The sequence below is a fragment of the Planctomyces sp. SH-PL62 genome, from assembly GCF_001610895.1.
Classification (GTDB): Bacteria; Planctomycetota; Planctomycetia; order Isosphaerales; family Isosphaeraceae; genus Paludisphaera.
In genome coordinates this window covers 1,282,551-1,306,094 of the sequence record NZ_CP011273.1, presented here as the reverse complement: position 1 = coordinate 1,306,094, position 23,544 = coordinate 1,282,551, and the positions used below count along the sequence as shown (strand labels likewise).

Annotated in this window: 19 protein-coding genes; 12 read left to right on the top strand and 7 right to left on the bottom strand. The window is 69.0% G+C overall.

All coding sequences use genetic code 11. The features are described from left to right. Positions 1-237 precede the first annotated feature (237 nt). Both VT85_RS05055 and VT85_RS05050 read left to right on the top strand, forming a co-directional pair. Positions 238-1,167: an ABC transporter ATP-binding protein gene (locus tag VT85_RS05055; protein WP_068411468.1), complete on the top strand. Its 930-nt coding sequence runs from the start codon at positions 238-240 to the stop codon at positions 1,165-1,167. Continuing rightward, positions 1,164-2,684, top strand: a complete 1,521-nt coding sequence (locus VT85_RS05050) for a hypothetical protein (protein ID WP_068411465.1) — start codon at positions 1,164-1,166, stop codon at positions 2,682-2,684. Before VT85_RS05055 ends, VT85_RS05050 begins: the two co-directional genes overlap by 4 nt. Before the next feature lie 42 nt (positions 2,685-2,726). On the opposite strand, the gene VT85_RS05045 is transcribed toward VT85_RS05050, so the two are convergent. The 3 genes from VT85_RS05045 to VT85_RS05035 form a co-directional block, all read right to left on the bottom strand. Next, on the bottom strand, positions 2,727-3,710 hold the full coding sequence (locus VT85_RS05045; RefSeq protein WP_068411462.1) for a TlpA disulfide reductase family protein: 984 nt from the start codon (positions 3,708-3,710) through the stop codon (positions 2,727-2,729). A gap of 86 nt (positions 3,711-3,796) precedes the next feature. Further along, positions 3,797-5,209: a glycosyltransferase family 4 protein gene (locus VT85_RS05040; RefSeq protein WP_082858367.1), complete on the bottom strand. Its 1,413-nt coding sequence runs from the start codon at positions 5,207-5,209 to the stop codon at positions 3,797-3,799. Between the two features lie 158 nt (positions 5,210-5,367). Further along, entirely contained in the window at positions 5,368-6,297 is a 930-nt protein-coding gene (locus VT85_RS05035) for an NAD-dependent epimerase/dehydratase family protein (RefSeq protein WP_068411459.1), read from the bottom strand. Between the two features lie 513 nt (positions 6,298-6,810). Here VT85_RS05035 and glmS point away from each other — a divergent pair. Then, positions 6,811-8,652, top strand: coding sequence for a glutamine--fructose-6-phosphate transaminase (isomerizing) (glmS, locus tag VT85_RS05030; protein ID WP_068411456.1), 1,842 nt, complete (start codon positions 6,811-6,813; stop codon positions 8,650-8,652). Between the two features lie 109 nt (positions 8,653-8,761). Here glmS and VT85_RS05025 read toward each other — a convergent pair whose 3' ends face one another. Further along, positions 8,762-9,436, bottom strand: coding sequence for a hypothetical protein (locus VT85_RS05025; protein WP_068411454.1), 675 nt, complete (start codon positions 9,434-9,436; stop codon positions 8,762-8,764). Positions 9,437-9,621: 185 nt separating this feature from the next. After that, positions 9,622-10,227, bottom strand: coding sequence for an FHA domain-containing protein (locus tag VT85_RS05020; protein WP_068411451.1), 606 nt, complete (start codon positions 10,225-10,227; stop codon positions 9,622-9,624). A 782-nt stretch (positions 10,228-11,009) separates the two neighbouring features. Between VT85_RS05020 and VT85_RS27365 the strand changes: the two genes are divergently transcribed. Both VT85_RS27365 and VT85_RS05010 read left to right on the top strand, forming a co-directional pair. After that, a complete protein-coding gene (locus VT85_RS27365) occupies positions 11,010-11,831 on the top strand; it encodes a hypothetical protein (protein WP_156512684.1) in 822 nt (273 codons plus the stop codon). 111 nt (positions 11,832-11,942) lie between these two features. Further along, on the top strand, positions 11,943-12,305 hold the full coding sequence (locus VT85_RS05010) for an Imm8 family immunity protein (RefSeq protein WP_197491097.1): 363 nt from the start codon (positions 11,943-11,945) through the stop codon (positions 12,303-12,305). Positions 12,306-12,564: 259 nt separating this feature from the next. Here VT85_RS05010 and VT85_RS27360 read toward each other — a convergent pair whose 3' ends face one another. Further along, positions 12,565-12,726, bottom strand: coding sequence for a hypothetical protein (locus VT85_RS27360; RefSeq protein WP_156512683.1), 162 nt, complete (start codon positions 12,724-12,726; stop codon positions 12,565-12,567). 304 nt (positions 12,727-13,030) lie between these two features. On the opposite strand from VT85_RS27360, the gene VT85_RS05005 reads away from it, so the two are divergent. The 6 genes from VT85_RS05005 to VT85_RS04980 all read left to right on the top strand — a co-directional run bounded on the left by VT85_RS05005 (position 13,031) and on the right by VT85_RS04980 (position 19,533). Beyond that, positions 13,031-13,894, top strand: a complete 864-nt coding sequence (locus VT85_RS05005; RefSeq protein ID WP_068411442.1) for a sugar phosphate isomerase/epimerase family protein — start codon at positions 13,031-13,033, stop codon at positions 13,892-13,894. 43 nt (positions 13,895-13,937) lie between these two features. After that, positions 13,938-14,609, top strand: coding sequence for a class I SAM-dependent methyltransferase (locus VT85_RS05000; protein ID WP_068411439.1), 672 nt, complete (start codon positions 13,938-13,940; stop codon positions 14,607-14,609). Positions 14,610-14,802: 193 nt separating this feature from the next. Next, on the top strand, positions 14,803-15,921 hold the full coding sequence (locus tag VT85_RS04995) for an AI-2E family transporter (RefSeq protein WP_068411436.1): 1,119 nt from the start codon (positions 14,803-14,805) through the stop codon (positions 15,919-15,921). A 122-nt stretch (positions 15,922-16,043) separates the two neighbouring features. Next, positions 16,044-16,505, top strand: a complete 462-nt coding sequence (locus VT85_RS04990) for an acyl-CoA thioesterase (protein ID WP_197491096.1) — start codon at positions 16,044-16,046, stop codon at positions 16,503-16,505. 53 nt (positions 16,506-16,558) lie between these two features. Next, a complete protein-coding gene (locus VT85_RS04985) occupies positions 16,559-17,875 on the top strand; it encodes an MFS transporter (protein ID WP_156512682.1) in 1,317 nt (438 codons plus the stop codon). Positions 17,876-18,345: 470 nt separating this feature from the next. Next, the gene (locus VT85_RS04980; RefSeq protein WP_068411429.1) at positions 18,346-19,533 is read left to right on the top strand and encodes a transposase; all 1,188 of its coding nucleotides are present in this window, start codon (positions 18,346-18,348) and stop codon (positions 19,531-19,533) included. A gap of 49 nt (positions 19,534-19,582) precedes the next feature. On the opposite strand, the gene VT85_RS04975 is transcribed toward VT85_RS04980, so the two are convergent. Continuing rightward, a complete protein-coding gene (locus VT85_RS04975) occupies positions 19,583-22,336 on the bottom strand; it encodes a right-handed parallel beta-helix repeat-containing protein (protein WP_068411421.1) in 2,754 nt (917 codons plus the stop codon). A 226-nt stretch (positions 22,337-22,562) separates the two neighbouring features. On the opposite strand from VT85_RS04975, the gene VT85_RS04970 reads away from it, so the two are divergent. Continuing rightward, positions 22,563-23,489, top strand: coding sequence for a 1-phosphofructokinase family hexose kinase (locus tag VT85_RS04970; RefSeq protein ID WP_197491095.1), 927 nt, complete (start codon positions 22,563-22,565; stop codon positions 23,487-23,489). Positions 23,490-23,544 lie beyond the last annotated feature (55 nt).

The window sequence follows — 23,544 nt, the reverse complement described above, 5'->3', positions numbered from 1 at the left end:
ACTCTTCCGCGCCTCGCCGTCCCAGGACCCGGTGGTCGGGAGAATTCCGGCTCGCCTCCAACCAGAATGATGGCTCCCGGATCGCGGATTGTCCACGCGCCTGGCCGCCCCCTCGCCCGAGTTCCGCCCGTCAAGCCGCGAAAACTGATCGGTCGCACGCATTTCGCTTGAAGGTCGCGGCCGGGCCTCGCACAATCGTGGGAGGCCAGGACGAACGTCGAACCAGCGAGGACGGGGATGCTCTCGATACGCGACCTGCGCGTCGACTACGACGACTTCTGCGCCGTGCACGATCTCTCGCTGGAGGTCGGACCGGGCGAGGTCTGCGGGCTGATCGGCCCCAACGGCGCCGGCAAGACCACGACGATGCGGACGATCCTCGGGCTGATCGAGCCGACCTACGGCGAGATCCGCATCCTGGGGGTCGGCCTCCAGGAAGACCACGAGCTGGTCGGCCGCGCCGTCGGGTTCATGCCCGACTTCCCGCCGGTCTACGACGACCTGAAGGTCTGGGAATTCCTCGACCTCTTCGCGGCGAGCTACCGCATCCCCCGGCGGGCGCGGCCCGTCGTGGTCGGCCGCCACCTGGAGATGGTGGGGCTCGCCGACAAGCGAGACGCGACGGTGACGGGACTGTCGCGCGGGATGAAACAGCGGATGATGCTGGCCAAGACCCTCATCCCCGACCCGGCCGTGCTGCTGCTCGACGAGCCGGCGAGCGGCGTCGACCCCCAGGGGCGGATCGACCTCAAGAACATCCTCAAGCGGGTCGCGGCCGAGGGCAAGACGGTCCTGATCTCGTCGCACATCCTGGCCGAGATGAACGAGTTCTGCACCTCGGTCGCGATCATGGAGCGCGGGCGGCTGGTCGTGGGGGGCCGGATCGACGAGGTCAACCGGCGGATCATGGGGGACATGTCGCTCTCGGTCGAGATCCTCGCCGGGCTCGACGACTTCCTGCGGATCGTCGCCGAGGACGACCACGCCGGCCTGGTCGAGGCCCGCGCGGGGGGCGTGCACGAGTTCCGATACCGGGGCGACGCCGAGGCGGCCGGCGACCTGCTCGCCCGCCTGATCGAAGCCGGCGTGCGCCTCTCCTCGTTCTCCCGCCGCAAGGACAACCTGGAAGAGCTGTTCCTCATGGTCGGCGCCAAGGAGCTGTCGTGATACTTTCCGAGTGGCTGGACAACCCGATCTTCGTGAAGCACGTCCGTTCCCGACTCCGGCCCCAGGCGTTCACGACGTCGGCGGCCGTGACCGTCCTGATCAGCCTCTGCATCCTCTACGGGACGTTCCAGGGGAGGGCGTTCGCCTCGGGCGACGGCTTCACGGCGCTCCTGGTCTTGCAGTTCGTCGTCCTCGTCCTCATGGGGTCGACGCAGGTGGGGGCCTCGGTGGGGGGCGCGCGGACCTCGGGCATCCTGGACTTCCACCGGGTCTCCCCGCTGAGCCGCTGGGAGCTGTCGCTGGGCTTCCTGTTCGGCGCCCCGGTGCGCGAGTATCTCCTCACGGCGCTGACGATCCCGTTCATGCTCTTCTGCGTCATGATGGGCTTCCCCGACTTCCGGGGGCTGGTCCAGGCCGAGCTGCTTCTCCTCGCGACGGCCTGGACGATGCACGCGATCTCGCTGCTGGGAGGGCTGGCGCTCAAGAGCGGGGTGTCGGGCCAGAACGCGCTCGGCTTCACCATCATCATCGGGATCTTCGTGGTCGGGCCGCTGTTCGGCGCGTTCAGCGTGCTGAAGGGCCTGATCGACGGCGACCTGCACCTGGGCTTCTTCGGGATTCCGCTCCCCTGGCTGGCGTTCGTGCTGCTCCACCTGGCGGCCTTGCTCGCCTTCTTCCTGCTGGCGGCCACGCGGAAGATCGGGTCGGAGCGGCTCCACGGGCTCACGAAGCCGCAAGCCCTGGCGGCCTCGGCGACGCTGGGCCTGCTGGCGATCGGCGGCGCCGGCAACTGGGACGGGAACGGCGTCGCCCACCTGATCGTCCTCTACATCCTCGTGATCGCGTCCCTGTTCCTGGCCGCGCTGGCGACGCCGACCCTGGCGGAGTTCGACAAAGGCCTGCTGCGAGCCCGCAAGCTCGAGCAGCCGCGTCCCTCGGTCTGGAGCGATTTCGCCCCCAACCGCCCGATCCTGGTCGCGATCTGCGGCGTGTTGCTGGTCGCGGGGTCGATCCTGGGCACCACGGTTTCCGAGACGGCCGCGCGCAACGTCCCGACCCGAGGCGGATTCCCGCTGGCGGTGGCGAACGGCGTCCTGGTCGTCGCCTACTTCGGGCTGGCTTGCCAGTATTTCCTGATCCGGTTCGGCCGCCGCGCCTCGAACTACTTCGGCCTCTTCCTGTTCGTGGCCTGGGTCCTGCCGCTGATCCTGGGCGTGATCACGATCGTGTCGATCGGCAACGTGATGAACGGGGACGCCCGGCCCGCGATGATCTTCTCGGCGACGCCCCTGGTCGGGATCATCGCCGCCTCGGGGGCCTTCGAAAACGACGCCGGTTCCGGCCCGGCCACCGTCGCGATCACCCTGTCGCTACTCTTCACCTTCGTGTTCAACATGCTGTACACGAAGGCCGTGCGGCGGGCCCGGTCTGCAAACGAGCGAGCGGGGGACGATCAGGCCGGGCTCGATCCCGACCTGATCCAACCGGAAGCGAAACCGGCGGCCGTCCCCGGGTGAGGACGGCCGCCGGCGTTTTGGATCCTCCCGCGATGGCCGGCCTCAGCCACCCGTCTTGATCAGCTTCGCCAGCGCCTCGTCGAGCGCGCCGCCGCGGAGGTCGAGCCGGACGACGTTCCCCTGGGGGTCGACGAGGTAGCTCGCCGGGATCGAGCTCACGCCGAAGGCGTCGATCAGGTCGACGCCGGCCGTGGCGTTGTGGAGCTGGACCCAGGGGATCTTGCGGGCCTTGACGAAGTCGACGACGGCCGTCCGGGTGTCGTCCAGGCTGACGCTGACGATCTCGAAGCCGGCGTCGTGGTACTTGCGGTGGGCTTCCTGGAGTCGCGGCAATTCGACGAGGTTGGGGGTGCACCAGGTCGCCCAGAAGTCGACCAGGACGAACTTGCCCCGGAAGTCGGCGAGCCGCACGGTCTTCCCTTCGAGATCCTGGGCCTCCACGTTCGGCGCGGGGCGTCCCACGCGGGCGAGTCGGGCCAGTTCGGTCTCGGCCTTCTGCCGGACGGCGGCGCTCTCGGGGAACTTGGCGGCGAGGCTCTGATAGACCTGGGCGGCGACGTCGACCTCGCCGGCCACGACGGCCGAGATGGCGAAGGTCTCCGAGAAGCTGACGGCGAACTCCTCCTGCTCGGCCGCGTTCAGGCCCTGGATCAGCTCCTGATAGCGGGCCAAAGCGTCCGGGAACTGCTTCGCCTGGGCCTTCGCCATGACGGCGATGATCTGGGCGAGCGCGCGGACGGGGCCTTCGGGGTCGTCCTTCAGGTAGCGTTCGGCGGCCTCCTGGTTCTCGGCGAACCAGTCGTGCTCGATCGCCTTGTTGAAGAGCGCCGCGTAGGCCTGGTCGCGGTCCTCGGCCTTGGGGTTGCGGATCAGGTACTCGCCCAGCTCGCGGACGAGGGCGCGGTCGTGGCGGTTCTGGATGTCGGCGACGCTCTCGGTCGGAGCGGTCTGCGCCGACAGGCCGGCGGCGGTCGCGGCGAACAGGGTCAAGGCGAGTAGGCTGGTTCCGCGGCTGCGAAGCTCCACGACGCGTTCCTCCCGAGAGACTGAGGCTGGAGACGATCTTCGATACGTTTCGACGAGGCCCGGAGGCCGTCTCGTCCGGTCCGGGCTCAGCCGACTTCGATCGCCCCCGCCCTCGACGGGACGGCGACGGCGTGCGAGGCCGGCCTGGTGGGCGTGACCAGGCCTCGGGCCAGCTCGAACCACTGGTAGCAGCAGGGCCCCATCTCGTGCGAGGCGATGAACGCGTGGCGGGCTTTCTCGCCCATCTGCCGGGCGAGGTTGCGGTCGGCGCGGAGCCGTTCCAGGGCCGCGACGACGCCGTCGGCGTCGCCGAAGGGGACCGCGAAGCCGCCGCCGGAGCGCCGGATCAGGTCGGCCGACTCGCAGTGGGGAGGGCCGACGAACAGGGCCGGTCGCGCGGCCGCCATGATGCCGTAGAGCTTGCCCGGCACGACGATCCCGGTCATCTCCGGCCGCATCGAGATCAGGTGGACGTCGGCCGTCGACAGCGACAGGTGCAGCTCCTCGCGGGCCACGTAGTCCAGGATGCGGACGTTGTCGAGCCCGTCTCGCTCCTTGGCCGCCTTCACCTCGGCGAGCCTGGGTCCGCCGCCGATGTAGAGGAAGACCACGTCCTTCTTGTCGCGGAGCCGCCGGGCCGCCTCCAGGAACTCGTCGAACGTGTGGGCCAGGCCCAGGTTCCCGGAGTACATGCAGACCAGCTCGTCGCCGAACCCGAGCCTCTTCCGAAAGCCGTTCGAAGCGTGGGCGACCGGGTAGACCTCGTCCTTGCGGCTCCAGACCGGGATCGTGACGATGCGGTCGGGCCGGACCCTCTTCATCAGGATCCGGTCGGCCATGTAGGGGCCCAGGACCACCACGCGGTCGGCCTGCCGCAGCACGGCGTCGCTCAGCCAGGCCAGCGACCGGACGATCGGGTTGCGGGGCGACATCCGGCGCAGGGCGAGGCTGGCGTCGGGGTGGAGGTCCATGCTCCAGCAGACGTGCGTCGAGCCCTTCATGCGACGGAGGAGCGTCCCCACCAGGCCGATGATCGGCGGCGTGGTCAGGGTGACGACGAGGTCGAAGCGGGGGAGTCGGAACGCCTTGACGACGGCCCGGGCGTAGAAGCTCAGGTAGTCGGTCATCCGGCTCAGCGTGCTCTTGCGCCCCAGCGAGGTGGCCGGCACGCGGTGGATGTGGACGCCGTTGTGGACTTCCTCGGCGGGGGGCGCCGGGTCGCCGGGCTTGTAGCGGCTCTGGGCGCAGAGGACGTGGCACTCGAAGCCGCGGTCGGCCAGCGACTCGGCCAGGTCGGTCAGGTGCTGCGCCGTGGAGGCGTGGTCGGGCCAGTAGTACTGGTTGATGAGGAGGATCCGCTTGCCCGGCCGCACTCGAGCCGGTCCGGGCTCGGGTTCGTCGGCCGTCGCGTCCTGTGCGATTCCGAAGGCGTGCGGGCGCTGCGCCGCCGGCCGCGCCGCCTCGGGGCCGCCGCGAAACCAGAGTTTGCGGTTCACCATGGGAGTCGTTCACCCGGACCGTCGCGGCCCGCAAGGAGGATGGAAATCAGGGTGTGGGGAGAGAGTCCGCGAAGACGCGTCGGCGGGGCCTGACGCGTCGGGCGGCGAAGGAGGCCCGGGAGGGTCGCGACGCGCCCCCCCGGACGACTCGCGATCGCTCAGACGTTCGCGAACGGGTTCTGGAACGAGATGAGCTGGGCGGCGCGGACCAGCTCGGAGATGCCGCGGTCGAGGTCGATGGTCGTCTCGAACCCCTTGGCGCGGATCTTCTCGTAGGAGACCTCGTAGTTGCGCTTGTCGGCGTCGGTGCCGACCTCGGCGAAGTGGAGGTAGAAGTCCGTATGCTCCAGGACCTTGCGAGCGACTTCCTCCTTGGTGAAGTTCATGCTCTCGTGGCCCACGTTGTAGACGTCGTCCTTCACGTCGTCCCAGCGCTCCAGGGCGAAGATGAACGAGCGGGCCATGTCGCGGACGTGGACGAAGGTCCGCTTGAAGCCGCCCTCGTAGACGATGAGGTTGCGATTCTTCACGGCCTGGTACGTGAAGTCGTTCGGCATCAGGTCGAGCCGCATGCGGTTGCTGACGCCGAAGGCCGTCGCGAAGCGATAGGAGAGGCCGTTGCCGGCCTTCTGCACCAGCTCCTCGGACGTGGCCTTGGTCTCGCCGTAGAGCGTGATCGGGGACCGCGGCGTGTCTTCGTTGCAGATGTAGTCCGGGATCGAGCCGTAGATGCTCCCCGTGGAGGCGAACAGGAACCGCGTGTCCTGGGAGCGGGCTTCCAGCAGGTTGCGCGTCCCCTCGACGTTGATCGCCTGGGCGAGCTGGGGCTCCTTCTTGCAGGCGGGATAGCCGACGATCGCCGCGAGGTGGATGATCGCGTCGACGCCGTCGACGGCCTTCTTGACCGCGGCCGGGTCGCAGACGTCCCCCTGCTGGAGCTCGAAGTGGCGGTTCTGGCAGCAGGGGAGGAGCCCCTGGCCGCTGAACCGAAGGTTGTCCATGACCCGGACCCGATGGCCCTGTTCGAGGAGCATCGGGACCAACGTGGAGCCGACGTAGCCGGCGCCGCCGGTGACGAGGATTCGCATGGCAGGTTCCATCCGTGGTGAAGATTCGAGACGCGCCTGGAGCGCCGATCGATCGGGTCGTCAGATGTCAGACAGAAGGGCCGACAAGTTGTGACGGGCTTTCAACGTCGCGATGCGTTGCGCGCCAGGCCCCCGTCCTTGTGGGCTCGTCCCTAGGTTGCGAAACAGCGTCCGAATGCGGATCGGGCGAGAGAGATCGATCGTCGGGCGAGAATCAGCCAGCGTTCCCACCCGGCTCCCAAGGACCCGGCGCCATCCGGTGGAGGGTCCTTTTTGGTGTAGGGGCCGGTCGCCCCGGTCCGTCGGCGAAAGTATCGGTCGCTCGGACTTTCCTGTCAATCGCACTTTCCCCGGCGAACTTGAGGAATTTCCGCGGACCGCCCGAAGGCCGCGGCCCATCCATTGACACATGACGATCTCGCCGAGTATAGAAGCCTTGGGGGTCGACGGCCCGCACGGCCGTCGCCTTAACCGTCCGACCGACCGACCGACCGACGCGCGGAGGCCTCGACCATGTGCGGGATCGTCGGATACACGGGGACCAGGGAAGCCGGCCCGATCCTCGTCGCGGGGCTGCGCCGGCTCGAATACCGAGGTTACGACAGCGCGGGGCTCGCGGCCGTGGAGGGCGGCCGGCTGGAGGTCCGCAAGCAGGCCGGGCGGGTCTCCGTCCTGGAGGACCTGCTCCGTCGCCAGCCGCTGAAGGCGGCGAACGGCGTCAGCCACACGCGATGGGCGACCCACGGCCCGGCGACCGACGCGAACGCCCATCCCCACGTCGGCGGCCGGGCGGGCCGGCGCTCGGTCGCCGTCGTCCACAACGGCGTGATCGAGAACCATGCGGAGCTCCGTCGCGAGCTGGAGGCCGAGGGCTTCGTCTTCACCGGCCAGACCGACACCGAGGTCGTCGCCCACCTGATGGCGCGCGAGCTGGAGCGCGGCGACGACCCGATGGCCGCCCTGCTCCGCGTCCTGCCTCGCCTGGAAGGGACCTACGGCCTGGCGATCGTGACGGCCGACCGACCCGGCGAGCTCCTGGGCGCGCGGCTGGGGAGCCCGCTGGTCGTCGGCGTGGGCGACGGCGAGCACCTGCTCGCCAGCGATCCCGTCGCGGTCGTCCCCCACACGTCGAACGTCGCCTATCTCCAGGACGGCGAGGTCGTCCGACTGACCCCGGACGTCTTCGAGATCCGCCACCGAGACCGGGGCCCGATCACGCCGAGGATCGACCGCATCGACTGGAAGCCCGACGCCGTCGAGCTGGGGGGCCACGCCCACTACATGCTCAAGGAGATCCGCGAGCAGCCCGACACCGTCCTCAACGCCTGCCGCGGCCGGATCGTCCCCGCCGAGGGCTCGGCGAGGCTGGGGGGCCTGAACCTGACGGCCCGCCAGCTCCGTCGCGTGCGCCGGGTGGTCTTCGCGGCCTGCGGCACGAGCTGGCACGCGGCGCTCGTGGGCGAATACCTGATCGAGCGGCTGGCGCACCTCCCGGTCGAGGTGGAGTACGCCAGCGAGTTCCGCTACCGCAACGCGCCGCTCGACGACCGCACGCTGGTGTTCGTCCTGAGCCAGTCCGGCGAGACGGCCGACACCCTGGGCGCGCTCCGCGAGGCCCGACGCCGCGGCCACCCGACGCTGGGGATCGTCAACACGGTCGGCAGCACCATCGCCCGCGAGACCGACGGCGGCGTCTATCTCCACGCCGGCCCCGAGGTCGGCGTGGCCAGCACCAAGGCCTTCTCGGCCCAGGTCGCCGTCCTGACCCTCCTGGCGCTGCACCTCGGCCGATTGCGACAGCTCTCGTTCGCCGAGGGGGCGGCGATCGTCGCGGCCCTCGAATCGGTCCCGGACCTGATCGACGAGGCGCTCGGGGCCGAACCCTTGATCGAGGCCGCCGCCGAGGACTTCGTCCACGCGCGGAGCGCCCTGTTCCTCGGCCGCGACATCCACTACCCGGTCGCGCTCGAAGGGGCCTTGAAGTTGAAGGAGATCAGCTACATCCACGCCGAGGGCTATCCCACGGCCGAGATGAAGCACGGCCCGATCGCCCTGATCGACCCCCACACCCCCTCCGTCTTCGTCGCCCCGCGCGGCCCGCTCCACGCCAAGACGCTGAGCAACATCGAGGAGGTGCGCGCCCGCCGCGGCCCGGTCGTCAGCGTGGGAGTGAAGGGGGACGCCGAGCTGGCGAGGCTCTCGGAGCACGTGCTCCCCATCCCCGACGCGCCCGAGGTCGTCCAGCCCCTCCTGGCGGTCGTCCCGCTCCAGCTCCTGGCCTACCACGTCGCCCGGCTCAAGGGGTGCGACATCGACAAGCCTCGGAACCTCGCCAAGAGCGTGACCGTCGAGTGACCCGACGACGAAACGACGACGCGGACGGGGAAGGTCCGGGATGGACCCTCCCCGCCCGCGAAGGCTTGCGTCGGACTGGCTCGGTCTCGGTCTCGACCTCGCTCGTCGATCAGCGGCCGGGGCCGCGACCTTCGAACTTGAGCTCGAACGGGGCGCCGAGGAGCTTGGCGTATTCGGCCTTCTGCTCGGCGGTGAGCTTGGCCTCGACCTTGGCGAGGGTCGCCTTGCGGTGCTCGGCCATCTTGCTCATCATCGCCTCGCGGTCGCCGCCGCCGCCCTGGAACAGGCCGCGAAGCTCGGAGTTGGACGCCGTGATGATCTCGTCGACGGCCGACTTCTGCTCGCTCGTCAGGTCGAGCTTCTTCTGGAGCGCCTCGTCCTGGAACGCCGACGCGCCGGCGACCTGGTAGTGGATGCCGTGCAGGCGGGCGAGTTGCTCGGGCTTGAGGACCTCGGAGACCGCCTTGAGGGATTCGGCGTCGACGCCCTTGGTGAGTTCGCGGACCTTGGCCATCCGCTCCTGGCCTTGCAGGCCCTCGGTCTCGCTGCGGGCCGCCTCGAACTTCGAGCGGGCCGCCGCCGCGACCTCCTGGACCTTCGACTTCTGGGCGTCGTCGAGCTTCAGCTCATCCTGGACGCCGGAGTTGGACAGGAGCATGGAAACGCCCAGGCCGCGGCCACCGAAGCCGGGGCCGCCGGGGCCGCGCCGCTGCTGGGCCGAGGCGGGAGCCGTCATCAGGGCCGCCAGGCCCAACGCCAGAAGGGACTTGCTCAGCGTGTTCATCGCGTTCGTCTCCCGTTCAAGATGGGAGGCGTCTCGTCCGACCCCGGAGCGTCAGGCGCCGGCACGGCCGACGCGGAAAAAGTTCGACGCCCGGGATGTTGGAGCCGCCTCATCTCATGTCGAAGTTAAGCGACGTTCCCGGGTCGACCGACCAAACTTTCTCGTCGGCCCGCTCGGAATGTGGATCATTCCGGCTTCTTGACGACCTCGTCCTCGATCAGCTTGAGGAAGTCGTCCTCATCCTCGGCCTTCTTCTTGGCCTTGGCGGCGGGCTTGGGCTTGAAGTGCTTGGGGACGGTGTCGTCGAACTCGGCCTCGTCGACCGAGAGCCGCTCGATCGCCACGGGGGCCGTCTTGGGCCGGCTGACGCGCGGGGCCTTGGCGTCCGTGTCGAGCCCGGCCAGCTCCATCAGCGAGTGCCGCCGGCGCTCGTCCTGCACGTCCTCCTCCAGCGTCTGGTGGCTGGAGATCAGCGATTCCGGGCCGCTGGGGACGTAGTCCAGGGTGAAGAGGTGTCCGGCGAAACCCACCTCGTCCTCGGGCATGACCGAATGCGGGCTGCTCAGCCGCGAGCCGTTGACGCTCGTGCCGTTGGTGCTCGCCATGTCCCGGACGTGCCAGAGCCCGTTGATCAGCGTCAGGACCGCGTGCTTGCCCGAGACGTTCTCGAAATCCAGCCGGATGTCGCAGGCCGGCCGCCGACCGACCGTCAGCTCCGCCTTGACCAGTGGGATGGGGTCCCCTCCCCCGACGGGGATCAGGGTCCCGAAACTCTCGCGCGTGGGATCCATGACGCCTCCTCGACTCGACTCAGGTCGCGACGCAGCCATCCACCGCCAACCGGGATCATACCCGAGCCGTTCCGACGTCCACAAGCGGCCTGAATCCGTGCCGTGGGGCAAGCCAAGACCCCCACCCCCACGCCCACTTCGAGCCCCCGGCCGGTTCGAACACCGACGCTCTCAGCCCGACCCGCCACGCTTTTCGCTCGGACGCGGCCCCCGTTTCCCCGCGCGCCGAGGGAGCCCACCCGCCCCTCGTCGACCTGGCCATGCCCAGGCCGGACTCCGGGGGTCGATGCCTCCGACAGAGAGCCTTCGATCTTTCCTTTCCGAGTCACCGTCCAACCCCCATCTGCCTCGTCCAAACCGACCCGACCAAAGTGCAGGGCCACCAAAGCCTATTCCTAGGTTCTATTCCTGGGTCGAGACTCGGGCGCCCCCGATCGGCATGGCGCTCCACGTCGCAGGCACCGAGGATTCGTCTCATAACTCAACCGGACTGGCAAGGTTTCGAGACGCTGATTGTGGGACGATTATCGGGACGGATTTCGGCCCTGCGTGCCTGGTCTCGCGGTCTCTTTCCCAGGCGTCCCAGAAACGGGCGTTTTTGAGACGGTCAAGCCGGTCGCCACGAGGGGGGTATCGACCTCGTGCCGCTTGGGGTATATCCATGATGGCAGTGTCAAAAGCCACGTCCGAACGACCCAACGGGGGCGTGTTCCATCCGTGGTTGGTGGCTTGTAGGATATTCGAGCGAAACGGAGAATCCCCGCTCGGTAGGAGAGATGACTATGGCGATCAACGGTACTGCCTATGCCGTAGACCTCGACCTTATGCGGGCCGCGTTCGGCTCCCGAGACGGCGACTTGCTAGGGAGGATCGTCGAGGCAGCCGCCAGCACGATCGAGTCGTTCGACCTCCAGGAAGACGAGCCGCCGAGCTATTCCTTACGGCAAGCCTTGGCCGACCTCATCGACGGAGACTGCCGAGCCCCCGAGCGGTCACGCTTCCTCTACGGCTACGCCATCGATATCCTGTCCGAGTACTTCGGAGAGGTCATCCCCGTCCCGGAAGACGACTTCGACGAGGTTGGCGACCCGGAAGACCTGGAGATCGATTCGCCCCTGCTCAACGGCCAGTTGCCGCTGCCCGTGCCCGCCTGGGGCGACACCCCCTATGTGCGATTCCTCACCCCCCCCGCAGGTAGCCGACGAGTACAAGCGGCTCTCCGATGTGGATCTATCTCACGACGATCCGAGCATCGAAGAAGGGCGACAGACTCTCGTCTACCAGTTGAAGTGGGCGTTGGATCATGGGAAGGCATTCGTCACTGTCGCCAATGGTTGATTCGCCCGACCTTATCCAGCCAACTAGCGACTAGCCTACCCGACATGCCCTGTGCCCTCCGCGGAAGTCCATTCTCTTATGTGCATATGGCTGCTCCGGGCGACACCCTATGTGGCACGATTGGCGACCCTTGCGAGGCCGTTGGCCCCGTCTCAAAAACGAGCGTTTTTGAGACAGAGTCCGAGGGCGCATCCTTGGACCTAGGGGCTGGGGTAGGGACAGGGCCGACCCGGACCGTTGCGACCAACCGCGGCGGTGGCATTTGAGGTAGAGCTTCGCTGGCACGGCGGTCGGGAGCCAATCATTGGGCCGACTCCTCGGGTATCATCGAGATACCACTCGGCGGGCCGGCCTGCTGAGCTTGGATGCAATACGGCATGAGAGCTGAACTGAAAGGAATCCAGCCGAACGACTTTCTCGACTGGGACGCGTTCGTCTCGGCGGACCGAACTCAGCCGCAGGATGGACACGGCTGCTTCACGCTGGACATCGGCCCCGAGGCAGAGCCAGGCTCCGAGATGTTCCAGGCGAACGTGTCCACGCCGTCTATGGCTTCGCACGCGAGGGCTCGGGGGGAGCGAACCTTTCGGGGATTCATCGTCGAATCGTTCGAGCCGGAGAGTATTGACCGTGTTTTGCGTAACTATGTGTCGTCCGTAACAGGGCCGAATTGGGAAGCGATAGTGCAACAATTGCGGCACCGATTGGACTGGGAATACGAGGGTATGAGCGCCGTTTAGAACCCCGACGTCGCGGGCTCGGCTAGCTGCCAGCTTGTGTCCGGCCTACTCGACACGGCCGTTGGCTTTGCGAAAGCCGTACTCTCATCCGTCGATACGGACGACGCATGCGATACCTATTCGGCATGGTCGGCGTGCCCAACAATCCCGAGGTCCGGCGACTGGGCCACGCGAAGACGAACGCCCATCCCTCGACGGATGATCTCAAAAACGAGCGTTTTCGAGACGGTCGAAGATCTCGAAGAGATGCTTCAGGACTTCAGGGCGGATCGACGACCGGTTTGGAGCCGACCGCGATGCGATCCATGATCACCGACGAGATCAGGAGGTCGGAGCGGGCCAGGCGCCTGAGAAGGATGGTCTGGAGAAGTCGGGGAGCCGGCGCGAGGGGGGCGCGGAGCCGGTTCAATTTGCCGGGCATCCAAGCCAGGCAACCCGCAACTCCGGGAGCGCGGGCGGGATCGGGGGCGGTCGAGGGTTGGGGGTTGTTGGGAAGGGTGAGGAGGAGTCGGGGCCGACTCGAGGAGCGACTGGCTTCTTGGCGGCCGGGGGATCCGTCGAACCTTCGGGGGCGACGCATCCCGCCTGGGGTAGGGCCTGGCGACGTGGCTGGCGGTGGGGTAGCCTCGCAGGCAGGAGCGGGGGTGAGCGGCGGGGCGTCTCGCCGTCCCTCGTCGGGCGGCTCGTTCGCCCCTTCGGCCTGCTGGAACCCACGGAATCCCACGATGTCCACGCAACGCGACGCGAATCTCTCCCGACGCGGCCTCCTGGGCGGCGGCCTCGCAGCGCTCGGCGCGTTGGCCGCCGGACGCCCCCTGCGGGCGGGCTCGCTCGGGGCCGCCTTCGCCAAGGCGCCCTTCCGCCTCGGCCTCCAGAGCTACTCGCTCCGGGGCTACAAGGAGGGGGGTAAGTCGAGCGTCGAGAAGGCCCTGGCCGTCTCCCGCGAGTTGGGCATCCACTACTGGGAAGCCTACCCCGGCCACATCCCCATGACCGAGGACGCCGACGCCATCGAGAAGACGAAGGCCCTGCTCAAGCGGGCCGACGTCGAGGTGGTGGGCTACGGCGTGATCCCGTTCAAGAAGGGGGACCCGAACAATCGCAAGCCGTTCGAGTTCGCCAAGAAGATGGGGATCGAGTACCTCTCCGCCGACCCCGACCCGGACAGCTTCGACGACCTGGACAAGCTGGTCGAGGAGTTCCGCATCGGCGTCGGCATCCACAACCACGGGCCGGGTCACCGCTACGACAAGATCGACGTCATCGCCAAGGCGATCGAGGGGCACAGCCCCAGGATCGGCTGCTGCATCGACGCCGGCCACTTCCTCCGCTCCAAGGAAGACCCCGTCCGCGCCGCCGAGGTCTTCGGCGACCGCGTCTTCGGCGTCCACCTGAAGGACGTGAAGGACGCCGAGCACTTCACCATCCTGGGCAAGGGGGACCTCAACTACCCCGGCCTGTTCAAGGTCCTGGCCGCCAACGGCTACAAGGGCCTCGTCGCCCTGGAGTACGAGGAGAACGAGGAGAACCCGGCCGACGACGTCCGGGCCTGCCTGGAAGAAGCCTACAAGGCGCTCCGCGCCCTCTGAGCTTGCGTCCCCATCCTTGATCCTTGAGCCAAGGAGCCGCCCGATGATCCCGCGCATCCTCGAACCCGAGTCGATGGAAGGGCCCGACGAGGTCGCCCAGTACGACGCGATGGATCATCGGGCGGTCAACGACCGCTTCACGGCCGACTTCCTCGCCGCCCACGGACCCTGCCGGGGTGGCGAGATCGTCGACGTGGGGACCGGCACCGCCCGCATCCCCATCGCGCTGGCCCTCGCCGACCCGATGGCGCGGATCGTCGGCGTCGACCTGGCCCCGGCGATGCTCGAACGGGCCGCGCGGAACGTCGAGGAGGCCGGCCTCGCCGACCGCATCCGGTTCATCCCCGGCGACGCCAAGCTCCCGCACTCGCTGGGGGACGCCCGCTTCGAGGCCGTGATCTCCAACACCATCATCCACCACATCCCCGACCCCGCCCCCGCCCTCGCGACGATGTTCGAGCATCTCGAGCCGGGCGGCACGCTGATGATCCGCGACCTCGCCCGGCCGGACGACGAGGAGACGCTCGCGGCGCTCGTCGAGCAGTACGCCGCCGGGGAGTCGGCCGAGGCCCGCGAACTCTTCCGCGCCTCGCTCCACGCCGCGCTGACCGTCGAGGAGGCGGCCATGCTCGCCGCCACGGTCGGCCTGCCGGCCGGCTGCGTGTCGAGGACCTCCGACCGCCACTGGACCCTGCTCTGGAAGCAGCCGGACTGAGCCGCTGCTCGCCGATTGGAAATTCGGTTCGCCGTCGGCATCCGATTTTCATATTGCCGAAGGGTGTCGCGCGGCATCGCCGACCCGCGCGGACGGCCTCGTCCGCGGGCCGCCGCGCGCCGTCGCGTCCGCCGCCGCCGATGGCGAGCCGGAGCCGACCGCCCCTGGTCTTCCGAGAGCAGAAAGCCGAACCATGACATCCGACAGCGATCGCCCCACGGGGGCGGCCACCGAGCTTGCACCGGCCGGCCGGCCCAAGGCCGGCGAAGGGCTCCGCATCTTCGCGATGGTCGCCCTCACCGTCGTCCTGCTGGGCCTTTGCGTGATGCTGGCCGTCCCGTTCCTGCCGTCGATCACCTGGGCGGTGGCGCTGGCGATCCTCGCCTGGCCGATGCACGTGCGGCTGCGTCGCTACATCCCCTGGCCGTCGGTGGCCGCCGCGGCGAGCACGAGCCTGGTGGTGGCCCTGATCGTGGGGATCGGCGGCTTCACCGTCTACAACCTCGCCGCCGAGGCCGGCGCCGCTGTCAAGAAGCTGCAGAAGCAGACGGACGAGGACGGCGGGGTCGAGGCGTCCATGGCCAGGGTCCCGTATGTGGGCCGAGGGCTGGGCTGGCTGAAGGACAAGGGGTTCGACGTCGAGGAGCAGGCGAGGCAGTCGGCCGGCTTCCTCGCCCAGTACGTCTCCGGGCTGACCCAGGTGTCGGCGGTGGCGGCCATCCAGTTCCTGGTCGCGGCGTTCATCCTCTACTACCTGTTCCGCGACCCTCGCGCGTTCCTCGGCGAGGTCCAGGATCTGCTGCCGATCACCCGGCCCGAGAGCGACTTCATCATCCACCGCGCCGGCGACTCGGTCCACGCCAACCTCTACGCCACGTTGGTGACCGGAGTGCTCAGCGCGGGGAGCTTCGGGCTGCTGTTCTGGTTCATCGGCCTGCCCGCCCCGGTGCTCTGGACGATGGTCATGTTCGTCCTGAGCGTCCTGCCGATCGTGGGCGCCGGCCTGATCTGGGGGCCCGCCGCCGTCTACCTCGCGGCGACCGGGCGATGGCTCGCGGCGGGCGTGCTGGTCGGCTGGGGGCTGCTCACCTTCGTCATCCTCGGCTACTTCGTCTACGGACGGCTGGTCGGGCAGCGGATGCGCATGCACGACGTCCCCGCGCTGCTGTCGTTCCTGGGCGGCCTGGCGATTTTCGGGCTCTCGGGGATGATCCTGGGCCCGGCGATCGTCGCCGTCAGCATGGCCCTGATCGAGGTCTGGAAGAAGCGGATGGCCGACTCCGAGGCGAGGGCGCGGCAGTCGCCGACCTGAGACGAGGCGGCGCCCCTCCGTCGACTCCGGCGCGGGCGGACGTTATCATCGGGGCCTCTCCCGGAAGTCGCGCCGAGGGCGCGGCGACGTCGGGACGTGACCACCAGGGGCGCCGGATCGCGATGAGCACGTCGACCGAGATGCGGGCTTTGCTCGCGGATTTCCGCGTGGCGGTCGCGCTCCCCGTGCAGTGGGGTGAACAGGACCCCTTCGGCCACGTCAATCACGTCACCTATTTCCGCTGGTACGAGACGTCCCGGATCGCCTACGCGGAGAAGGTCGGGCTGATGACCCTGCACCGGGAGGCCGGGATCGGGCCGATCCTGGCGTCGATCGCCAACGACTACCGACGGCAGTTGACGTACCCGGACACGGTCCACGTCGGCGTCCGCGTGGCGCGGATCGGCGTCGCCAGCATCACGCTGGAGCACAAGATCTTCAGCGAGCATCAGCGGGCTCTCGCCGCCGAGGGGACGTCCACGCTGGTCGTCTTCGACTACAAGGCCCAACGGCCGACCCGCGTCCCCGAGCCGCTCCGCCTGGCGATCGAGGCCCTCGAAGGCCGCGAATTCCCCCGAACGTGACCCAGGCGTCGCGCGACGACCGCGTCGCCCGAGGCCGACTCCAGGGATCCGACGTGACCACCGACGCTGCGCCCCCCGTCCGCAACCCCCGCCTGGCCCGCCGCCAGGTCGCGACCGTCGCCCTCCTGATGGCCGGCTACACGGGGTACTACTTCTGCCGGTCGAACTTCCCGGTCTGCGCCCCGATGATCCGCGAGGAGCTGGCGCGGGGGGGCATGAGCCCGGACGACGCCAAGATCGGCCTGGGCTCAATCATCACCATCGGCGCGCTCGCCTACGCGGCCGGCAAGTTCCTCGGCGGCGGCGTCACCGACCGCCTGGGGGGCAGCCGGATCTACCTGGCGGGCATGCTGGGCTCGATCTTTTTCACCCTGGCGTTCGCGCTGGGGGGGACGCTCCCCGCCTTCCTGGCGACCTCGGTGGGGAATCGATTCGCGCAATCGCTGGGCTGGGTGGGGATCGTCCGGGTGGTCTCGCGATGGTTCCCGTACAACCGGTTCGGGACGGTGATGGGCTTCGTCAGCCTCAGCTACCTGTTCGGCGACGCGCTCTCGCGCAAGTTTATGAAGATCCTCCTCGATTACGACTTCACCTGGCGGGGGATCTACTGCACGACGGCCGCCGTGCTGGGGGCGATGTTCGTCCTCAACCTGATCTTCCTGCGCGAGAGCCCGGCGGACGTGGGCGAGCCCGAGCCCGAGCCGAACCCGGACAACCTGTTCGGCCGGGAGGGGGCGGAGGCGAAGTCGAGCGGGCTGGCGAGCATCCTGGGCCCGCTGTTCCGCAGCCGGGCTTTCTGGTGCGCCTGCCTGCTCTCCATCGGCCTGACGCTGCTTCGCGAGACGTTCCAGAACTGGACGCCGCTCTACTTCAAGGACGACCTCGGCTTCACCGACGCCGAGGCCGCCGACAAGAGCGCCTGGTTCCCGTTCTTCGGGGGGATCTCGGTCCTCCTCGTGGGATTCCTGAGCGACAGGCTGGGCCGGGGGGGCCGGGCGCTGGTGATCGCGGCCGGACTGCTTGCGGCGACGGTCGCCCTGTTCTTCCTGGCGATCAGGGTCCCCCACGGGACGGCGTTTGGGCCGGCGGCGGTCGTCGCCCTGATCGGATTCCTGCTGGTCGGCCCGTACTCATTCCTGGCCGGCGCCGTGGCCCTCGACTTCGGGGGCAAGAAGGGCTCGGCGGCGGCGGCCGGGATCATCGACGGCGTCAGCTACATCGGCGCGATGCTCTCCGGGCTGTTCATGGCGAAGGTCTCCGTGGCCTTCGGCTGGTCGGGCGCCTTCGCCGTGCTGGCGTTGGTCGCCCTCCTGACCGGCGCCGTCGGGATCTTCTTCTACTGGGACCAACGCCGGGGCCTCCGCGCCTGACCCGGCCCGACTGGGCCGCTTGACCAGAGTCGGTCTCCGAAGGTCAAGTCGGCACGGTCTCCGACGCCACCCCCCCTCGCGGGGAGGCAGGCCCCGAAGGGGTCGGATAAAGGGGAGGGCGAGCACGAGCGCCGTCGGAATTCGATGTCCAGACGCCCGAATCACCAGCGGGCTCCGTGTTCAATAACGATCTTCCCCCCTGGCGGGGGAAGACAGACGCCGAAGGCGTCAGATGAGGGGGGGGACGAGCGCAAAGGCCATCGGGATTCGCAGATCGGCCGCCCGAAACGCCGACGGCTCTCATGCTCGTCTTCCCCCTCATCCGGTCCTTCGGACCACCTTCCCCCGCGAGGGGCTTTCAGGGGGAGGTATTTCGTCCGGTTTATGGGAGAGGGGTGTGGAACGGGGCACGGTCCCGGTTTATAGCGGACGGCTTACCAGGGCTGACCGCTGTTCGACCGGGAGGAGCCATGCCCCGCCCCGAACTACTGTACCGCTGGTCCGACCGCGTCGCGACTCGGTTCCCCACGCTGTCGCGATGCCAGGCCCGGGTCCTGGCCTGGTACAGCCTCGGGATGATCCTGGCACGCGGCGGCGGGCTGGACCGGGTGGCCGTCCACCTGGCGGCCCTGCTGGACGTGGGGCCCGGCACGGTCCGCCAGCGGCTCCGCGAGTTCTACCGCCCGGCCGCCTCGAAGCGGGGCCGGTCCCGCCGCGAGCTCGATCCCGAGGCCTGCTTCGGCCCGCTGCTGGGCTGGGTCCTCTCGAGCTGGGGCGACGGCCCCCTGGCCCTGGCCGTCGACGCCACCGCGCTGGGCGATCGGATGACGGTCCTGTGCGTCGCGGCGCTCTACCGGTCGTGCGCCGTGCCGGTCGCCTGGGCGGTCCTGCCGGGGAACGAGCCGGGGGCCTGGAACCCGCACTGGAAGCGGCTCCTGGGCCTGCTCCGCGAGCACGTCGGGCCGGACCGACGCGTGTTCGTCCTGTCGGACCGGGGGATCGAGTCGTCGGGCCTGTTCCGGGCGATCGTCGAGCTGGGCTGGCACCCGCTGATGCGGGCCAGGGCCCGGGGCTGCTTCCGGCCCCAGGGGGGCCGATGGGCGCGGATGCCCGAGCTGGCCCCGCGGCACGGGGCCCGGTTCCGGGCCCGCGGCCAGGCCTTCAAGACGAAGGAGGCGCGGCTGGACTGCACGCTGCTGGCGCGGTGGGACGAGGGCCGCGCCGACCCCTGGCTGATCCTCACCGACCTGCCGCCGGAACAGGCCGACGCGTCCTGGTACGCCGTGCGGGCCTGGATCGAGTGCTCGTTCAAGAAGATCAAGAGCGACGGCTGGCGGTGGGAGCGGAGCCGGATGGCCGACCCGGCGCGGGCGGCCCGGCTGTGGGCCGCGATGGCCCTGGCGACCCTGTGGACGCTGGAGGTCGGCGGCGCGGCCGACGCCGCCGATCGACCCGAGCCCGAGCCGGGGCCGGGGCCGGCCGCCGCCCCCAAGCCCCGGCGCTGGTCGACCTTCCTGCTGGGGGGCGCCGCCGTCCTGCGGGCCTGGATCGGGGGGGCCGACCCCGCCGGCCGCTTCCTCCCGGAGCCCTGGCCCGGCCCGCCGCGCGACGCCGCCCCGCCCCCCGAAGTATTGATGAAAATCGATACCTCCCCCTGAAAGCCCGCGAGGGGGGAAGGACGTTATGGTCCGGAGAAGCCAAAGACTCTCAGTCGACGCTCTCAGGCGTCCGCACCGGATGCTCGCGCGCGCCGGGGGCCTCGACGATGGGCCAGGACGCCCGCAGTTCGTCCTGGTAGGGCCCGATCGACTCGACGGGGATCGGCTTGAAGCCGAGCTGGAACGCGGGCGAATCGGGCTTGAGCCGGAAGTCGTCGCGTGCGGGATCGACGAATCCCGGATCGGCGACGATCGAACGCGCGTCCATCCCCATCGCCCGCCACGACGCCCACTCGTCGAGCGTCTCGACCTGGTGGATCGAGACGTCTCGGACGAACAGGGCGCCCTCCTTCGCGGGGAAGTCGATCCGCGCCCGGAAGTCCTTCATCGTCGGGTGATAACCCGACCGGCCGGGCGCCGGGATCGCGAAGACGAACTCGACCTCCTTCCATTCGGTCCCCACCTTCGCCTCGTTCGGAGAGTTCGCCCAGAAGAAGGCACCCGCCTCGTAGCCTTGCAGCATGACCTGCGCGCGCACGTCGGGGTTCGACGCGCGCAACGAGGCTCGCAGGCGATAGCTGCTTCCAGGTTTCGCCGGGAACAGGCTGCTGACGACGATCGGGTAGTTGTCCCGCTCCTTCGACTCGTCGAACGCGGCCTCGATGCGAAGCGCCCGTTCGCCGCCGTCGTCCACGAGCCCGGCTTTGGAAGTCGGCGTGCGGATCTGCCACTGCCAGTCGGTCGGGAGTTCGCCAAGCTCCCCGCGCGCGAAATCGGCGTTGGGGACCAGTTCGCCCGAGACGACTGCCCCGGCCTTGCGCTGGCCGGTCTTGATGGGCAGGCCGTGATGCCAGACCAGGTTGTAATCGAACGTGTTGTGATCGAACGGGACGTCGTTGGTGCGGACGAGGGCGGCGTCCGGGTCGGCGTAGGCGACGATGTTCCGCACGAACTCATTGCCGGTCATGATCCGGCCGTCCGGCAAGGGGGCGTCCTGGGGACGGGTGGACATCCCCCGCATCCCCTTCCAGGCCGGGCTGTCGATCACTTTCGCGTACCCTTCGAGCATCGTCTTCAGGTGGTCTTTCCAGTACGAGTGGTTCACCGTCCACCCCGAATACTCGTACTGCTGCGGGCCGTTATCCACGAAGATGTTGTTCTCGATGCGATTGTCGCGGCCGTTGTGAAGATGCAGCCCGGCCCGCGAGCACCGATAGACGATGTTGCCGATGACGTCGACGCCTCCGGTGTTATCGTCCAGGTAGACGCCCCAGGCGAAGTGGGGCGAGACCCAGCGTCCCCTGGAATCCTTGCCGAAGCCGAGCATGTCGTGCATCAGGTTGTGGCGGATGACCGTCCCTCGCGACGAGATCCAGTCCCGCCCGCCGGTGTAGACGGCGCCGGTGTCCTCGGTCTCCAGGTTCATGTGGCGGATGTGGTTGCCTTCCAGCAGCAGATTGTTGCCGCTGAACAGGATCCCCATGCGCGGGCCGTCGTGGATCAGATTTCGGGCCGCGACGTTGCCGACGCCTTCCATCGAGATCCCCACGCCGTGCTTGTACAGGACGCCGACGTGGTGGATGTAATTGTTGACGGCCTGATTGTCGGCCGAGGTCAGCGAGACCCGATCGCCTCCGCTCAGGGAGACGCCGTGCGAGCCGACGTCCGACACGTCGTTGCCGACGATCCGATTGCCCGAGCCGCCGGAAACGCTCAGGGCGCCGTGGTTGTAATCGCCGACACCCCGGACCGTGCAGGCCGCCACGGCGCAGGATTCCGTCCCTTGCATCGAGACGGCCGCGCCGGTGCAGGCTTCCAGGGTGAGGCCCCGAAAAGTCAGGTGCGCCGCGCCGGGCTCCACCCGGATCAGGTCCTCGACCACCGGCGCCGCGACGACGTGGCCCTCGTCGAGCGGCGCGGGGGGCCAGAGGTAGAGCACGCCGGACTCACGGTCGACGTACCATTCGCCGGGCGCGTCCAGATCCTCCCGTCCTCCCCGGAAGTAATAGCGGTCGCCGGGACGGATCGGGTATGAGGCGTCGGCGGTGAGCGTGATCAGCCGCTTCTCAGCGTCGATCGAACGGATCGGGACGATGTTGTTCCACCAGTTGTAGCGGGGGAAGACGAAGACCTCCACCTCCTCGGGCTTCTTCCAGCCCCTCGCGTCCTTCGCCTTGTAATGGAGCGTGTTGCGGACCTCGCCGGGCACGTCCTGGTACATCGGCACGCGCTCGCCGTCGGCGAACGCCCAGCCGCCGCCGTAGGGGTTGTCGGCCTCGAAGTTCGGGTATCGGGCCAGCGGCAGGCGGACGCCGTCGAAGAACAGCTCGCGGAATCCAAGGTCGGTGAACCCCTGGGCCTTCAGGTCGGCCTTGAGGACCTTCCCCTCATGTGGGGCGAACCCCTCGATCGCGCGGCCGCCTCGGATGATCGGCCGCTCACCGGGGAAAGCGCGATAGACGATCGGGGCCGCCGCCGAGCCGCCGTCCTCCCTGTCGAATCGGAGCGTCCGCGCTTGGGGATACGCCCCGTCGCGGATCAGGATTTCGATCCCCTCGCGGGCCTCGGGCAGCGTCTTCAGGCCCCGGACGACGTCGCGGGCCTTCTCCAGCGTGGCCAGGGGACCGTCGCCGCCCCCCGGTTTCGGGTCGGCGATCCGTCCCGACCAGGCGTCATCGCCCCGGTTGGAGACGTAGACCTTCAGCGGTTCGGCCTGCGATCGCCCCGACAGGACGACCCCGACCGCCAACGACGCGACCCACGCTCGAAAGCCCAATCCCCGACGTACCGGCGTGCCGTTCATCGCGATAACCCTCGATCCGGGAAGGAATCCCAACCGGAGCGTATCGCGCGCCGGGGGGTCTCGATAGGCGCCGGCGACCCGCGCGGTTCCCGAGTTTCGGGGCTCGACGGTTGCCCTTCGGGCGTCGGCCGCGACAATGGGGGGCTGGTCGACAGGGTGGAATCGGTCCGCCCGATCCGCAAGATTCATCCCATCCCTTGATGGTTCGATTCTTATGATCTTGTGCGTGACGTTGAATCCGTGTCTGGACAGGACGTTGGTGGTCCCGGCCTGGAAGCCCGGCGACTCGGTGCGCGGCAAGGCGATCCGCGACGTGGTCGGCGGCAAGGGGAACAACGTCGCCCGGGCCTTGAAGCGGCTGGGGCGGTCGGCGACGCCGGTGACGTTCCTGGGGGGGGCCGCCGGCGAGACCTGCCACTCCCTCCTGAAGAGCGAGGACGGGCTAGACCCGATCCTCGTGGAGACGAACTCGCCGACGCGGGTGATCCTGACGGTCGCGACCGAGGGGACGACCGATCAGACCGCGTTCTTCGACCCCGACCCGGAGATCGCCCAGGCCGAGGCCGACGAACTCGTCGCCCGGGTCGAGCGGGCGCTGTCCGAGCCCGGCGTGGAGGCGCTGACGCTCTCGGGGTCAAGCCCGTCCCACACGACCCACGGCGTGTACAGCGAGCTGATCTCCCTGGCCCGCGCCCGCAGGATTCCGGTCTTTCTGGACACCTACGGCCCGGCGCTGGAGGCCATCTGGGGCTTCTGGCCCACGGCCATCCAGATGAATCGCCGCGAGGCCGCGATGCGGCTCGGCCGGAGCACCGTCGACGACGAGGACGTCGTCGGCCTTTTGCGCGACTGGAAGCGCCGGGGGGTCGCCTGCGGGATCGTCACCGACGGCCCCGACCCGGCCCTGATCCAGTTCGGCGAGACGCTCTACGAGGCCGTCCCGCCCGAGATCGAGGTCAGGAACCCGATCGGCTCGGGCGACTCGATGCTCGCCGGCCTGGTCGACGCCTGGCTCAAGCGGGCCGAACCGGAGGCGATCCTCCGCCACGCCGTCGCCTGCGCCGCCGCCAACGCCGCCGTCTGGGACGCCGGCGCGATCGACCCCGAGACCGTCGAACGCCTGGAATCCGAGGTGGAGATCGAGCCGCTCTGAGACGCGGGCGACTCGTCGAAAACGATTCGGAAATAGCGACACTCCTCACCTAGCC

Coding starts and splice junctions, on each gene's coding strand:
- VT85_RS05040 (WP_082858367.1), bottom strand. CDS start 5,209: ATGGTGAACCGCAAACTCTGGTTTCGCGGCGGCCCCGAGGCGGCGCGG.
- VT85_RS04980 (WP_068411429.1), top strand. CDS start 18,346: ATGCCCCGCCCCGAACTACTGTACCGCTGGTCCGACCGCGTCGCGACT.
- VT85_RS04995 (WP_068411436.1), top strand. CDS start 14,803: ATGACATCCGACAGCGATCGCCCCACGGGGGCGGCCACCGAGCTTGCA.
- VT85_RS05020 (WP_068411451.1), bottom strand. CDS start 10,227: ATGGATCCCACGCGCGAGAGTTTCGGGACCCTGATCCCCGTCGGGGGA.
- VT85_RS05025 (WP_068411454.1), bottom strand. CDS start 9,436: ATGAACACGCTGAGCAAGTCCCTTCTGGCGTTGGGCCTGGCGGCCCTG.
- VT85_RS05010 (WP_197491097.1), top strand. CDS start 11,943: ATGAGAGCTGAACTGAAAGGAATCCAGCCGAACGACTTTCTCGACTGG.
- VT85_RS05005 (WP_068411442.1), top strand. CDS start 13,031: ATGTCCACGCAACGCGACGCGAATCTCTCCCGACGCGGCCTCCTGGGC.
- VT85_RS27360 (WP_156512683.1), bottom strand. CDS start 12,726: ATGCCCGGCAAATTGAACCGGCTCCGCGCCCCCCTCGCGCCGGCTCCC.
- VT85_RS04975 (WP_068411421.1), bottom strand. CDS start 22,336: ATGAACGGCACGCCGGTACGTCGGGGATTGGGCTTTCGAGCGTGGGTC.
- VT85_RS04990 (WP_197491096.1), top strand. CDS start 16,044: ATGAGCACGTCGACCGAGATGCGGGCTTTGCTCGCGGATTTCCGCGTG.
- VT85_RS05000 (WP_068411439.1), top strand. CDS start 13,938: ATGATCCCGCGCATCCTCGAACCCGAGTCGATGGAAGGGCCCGACGAG.
- VT85_RS27365 (WP_156512684.1), top strand. CDS start 11,010: ATGGCGATCAACGGTACTGCCTATGCCGTAGACCTCGACCTTATGCGG.
- glmS (WP_068411456.1), top strand. CDS start 6,811: ATGTGCGGGATCGTCGGATACACGGGGACCAGGGAAGCCGGCCCGATC.
- VT85_RS05035 (WP_068411459.1), bottom strand. CDS start 6,297: ATGCGAATCCTCGTCACCGGCGGCGCCGGCTACGTCGGCTCCACGTTG.
- VT85_RS05055 (WP_068411468.1), top strand. CDS start 238: ATGCTCTCGATACGCGACCTGCGCGTCGACTACGACGACTTCTGCGCC.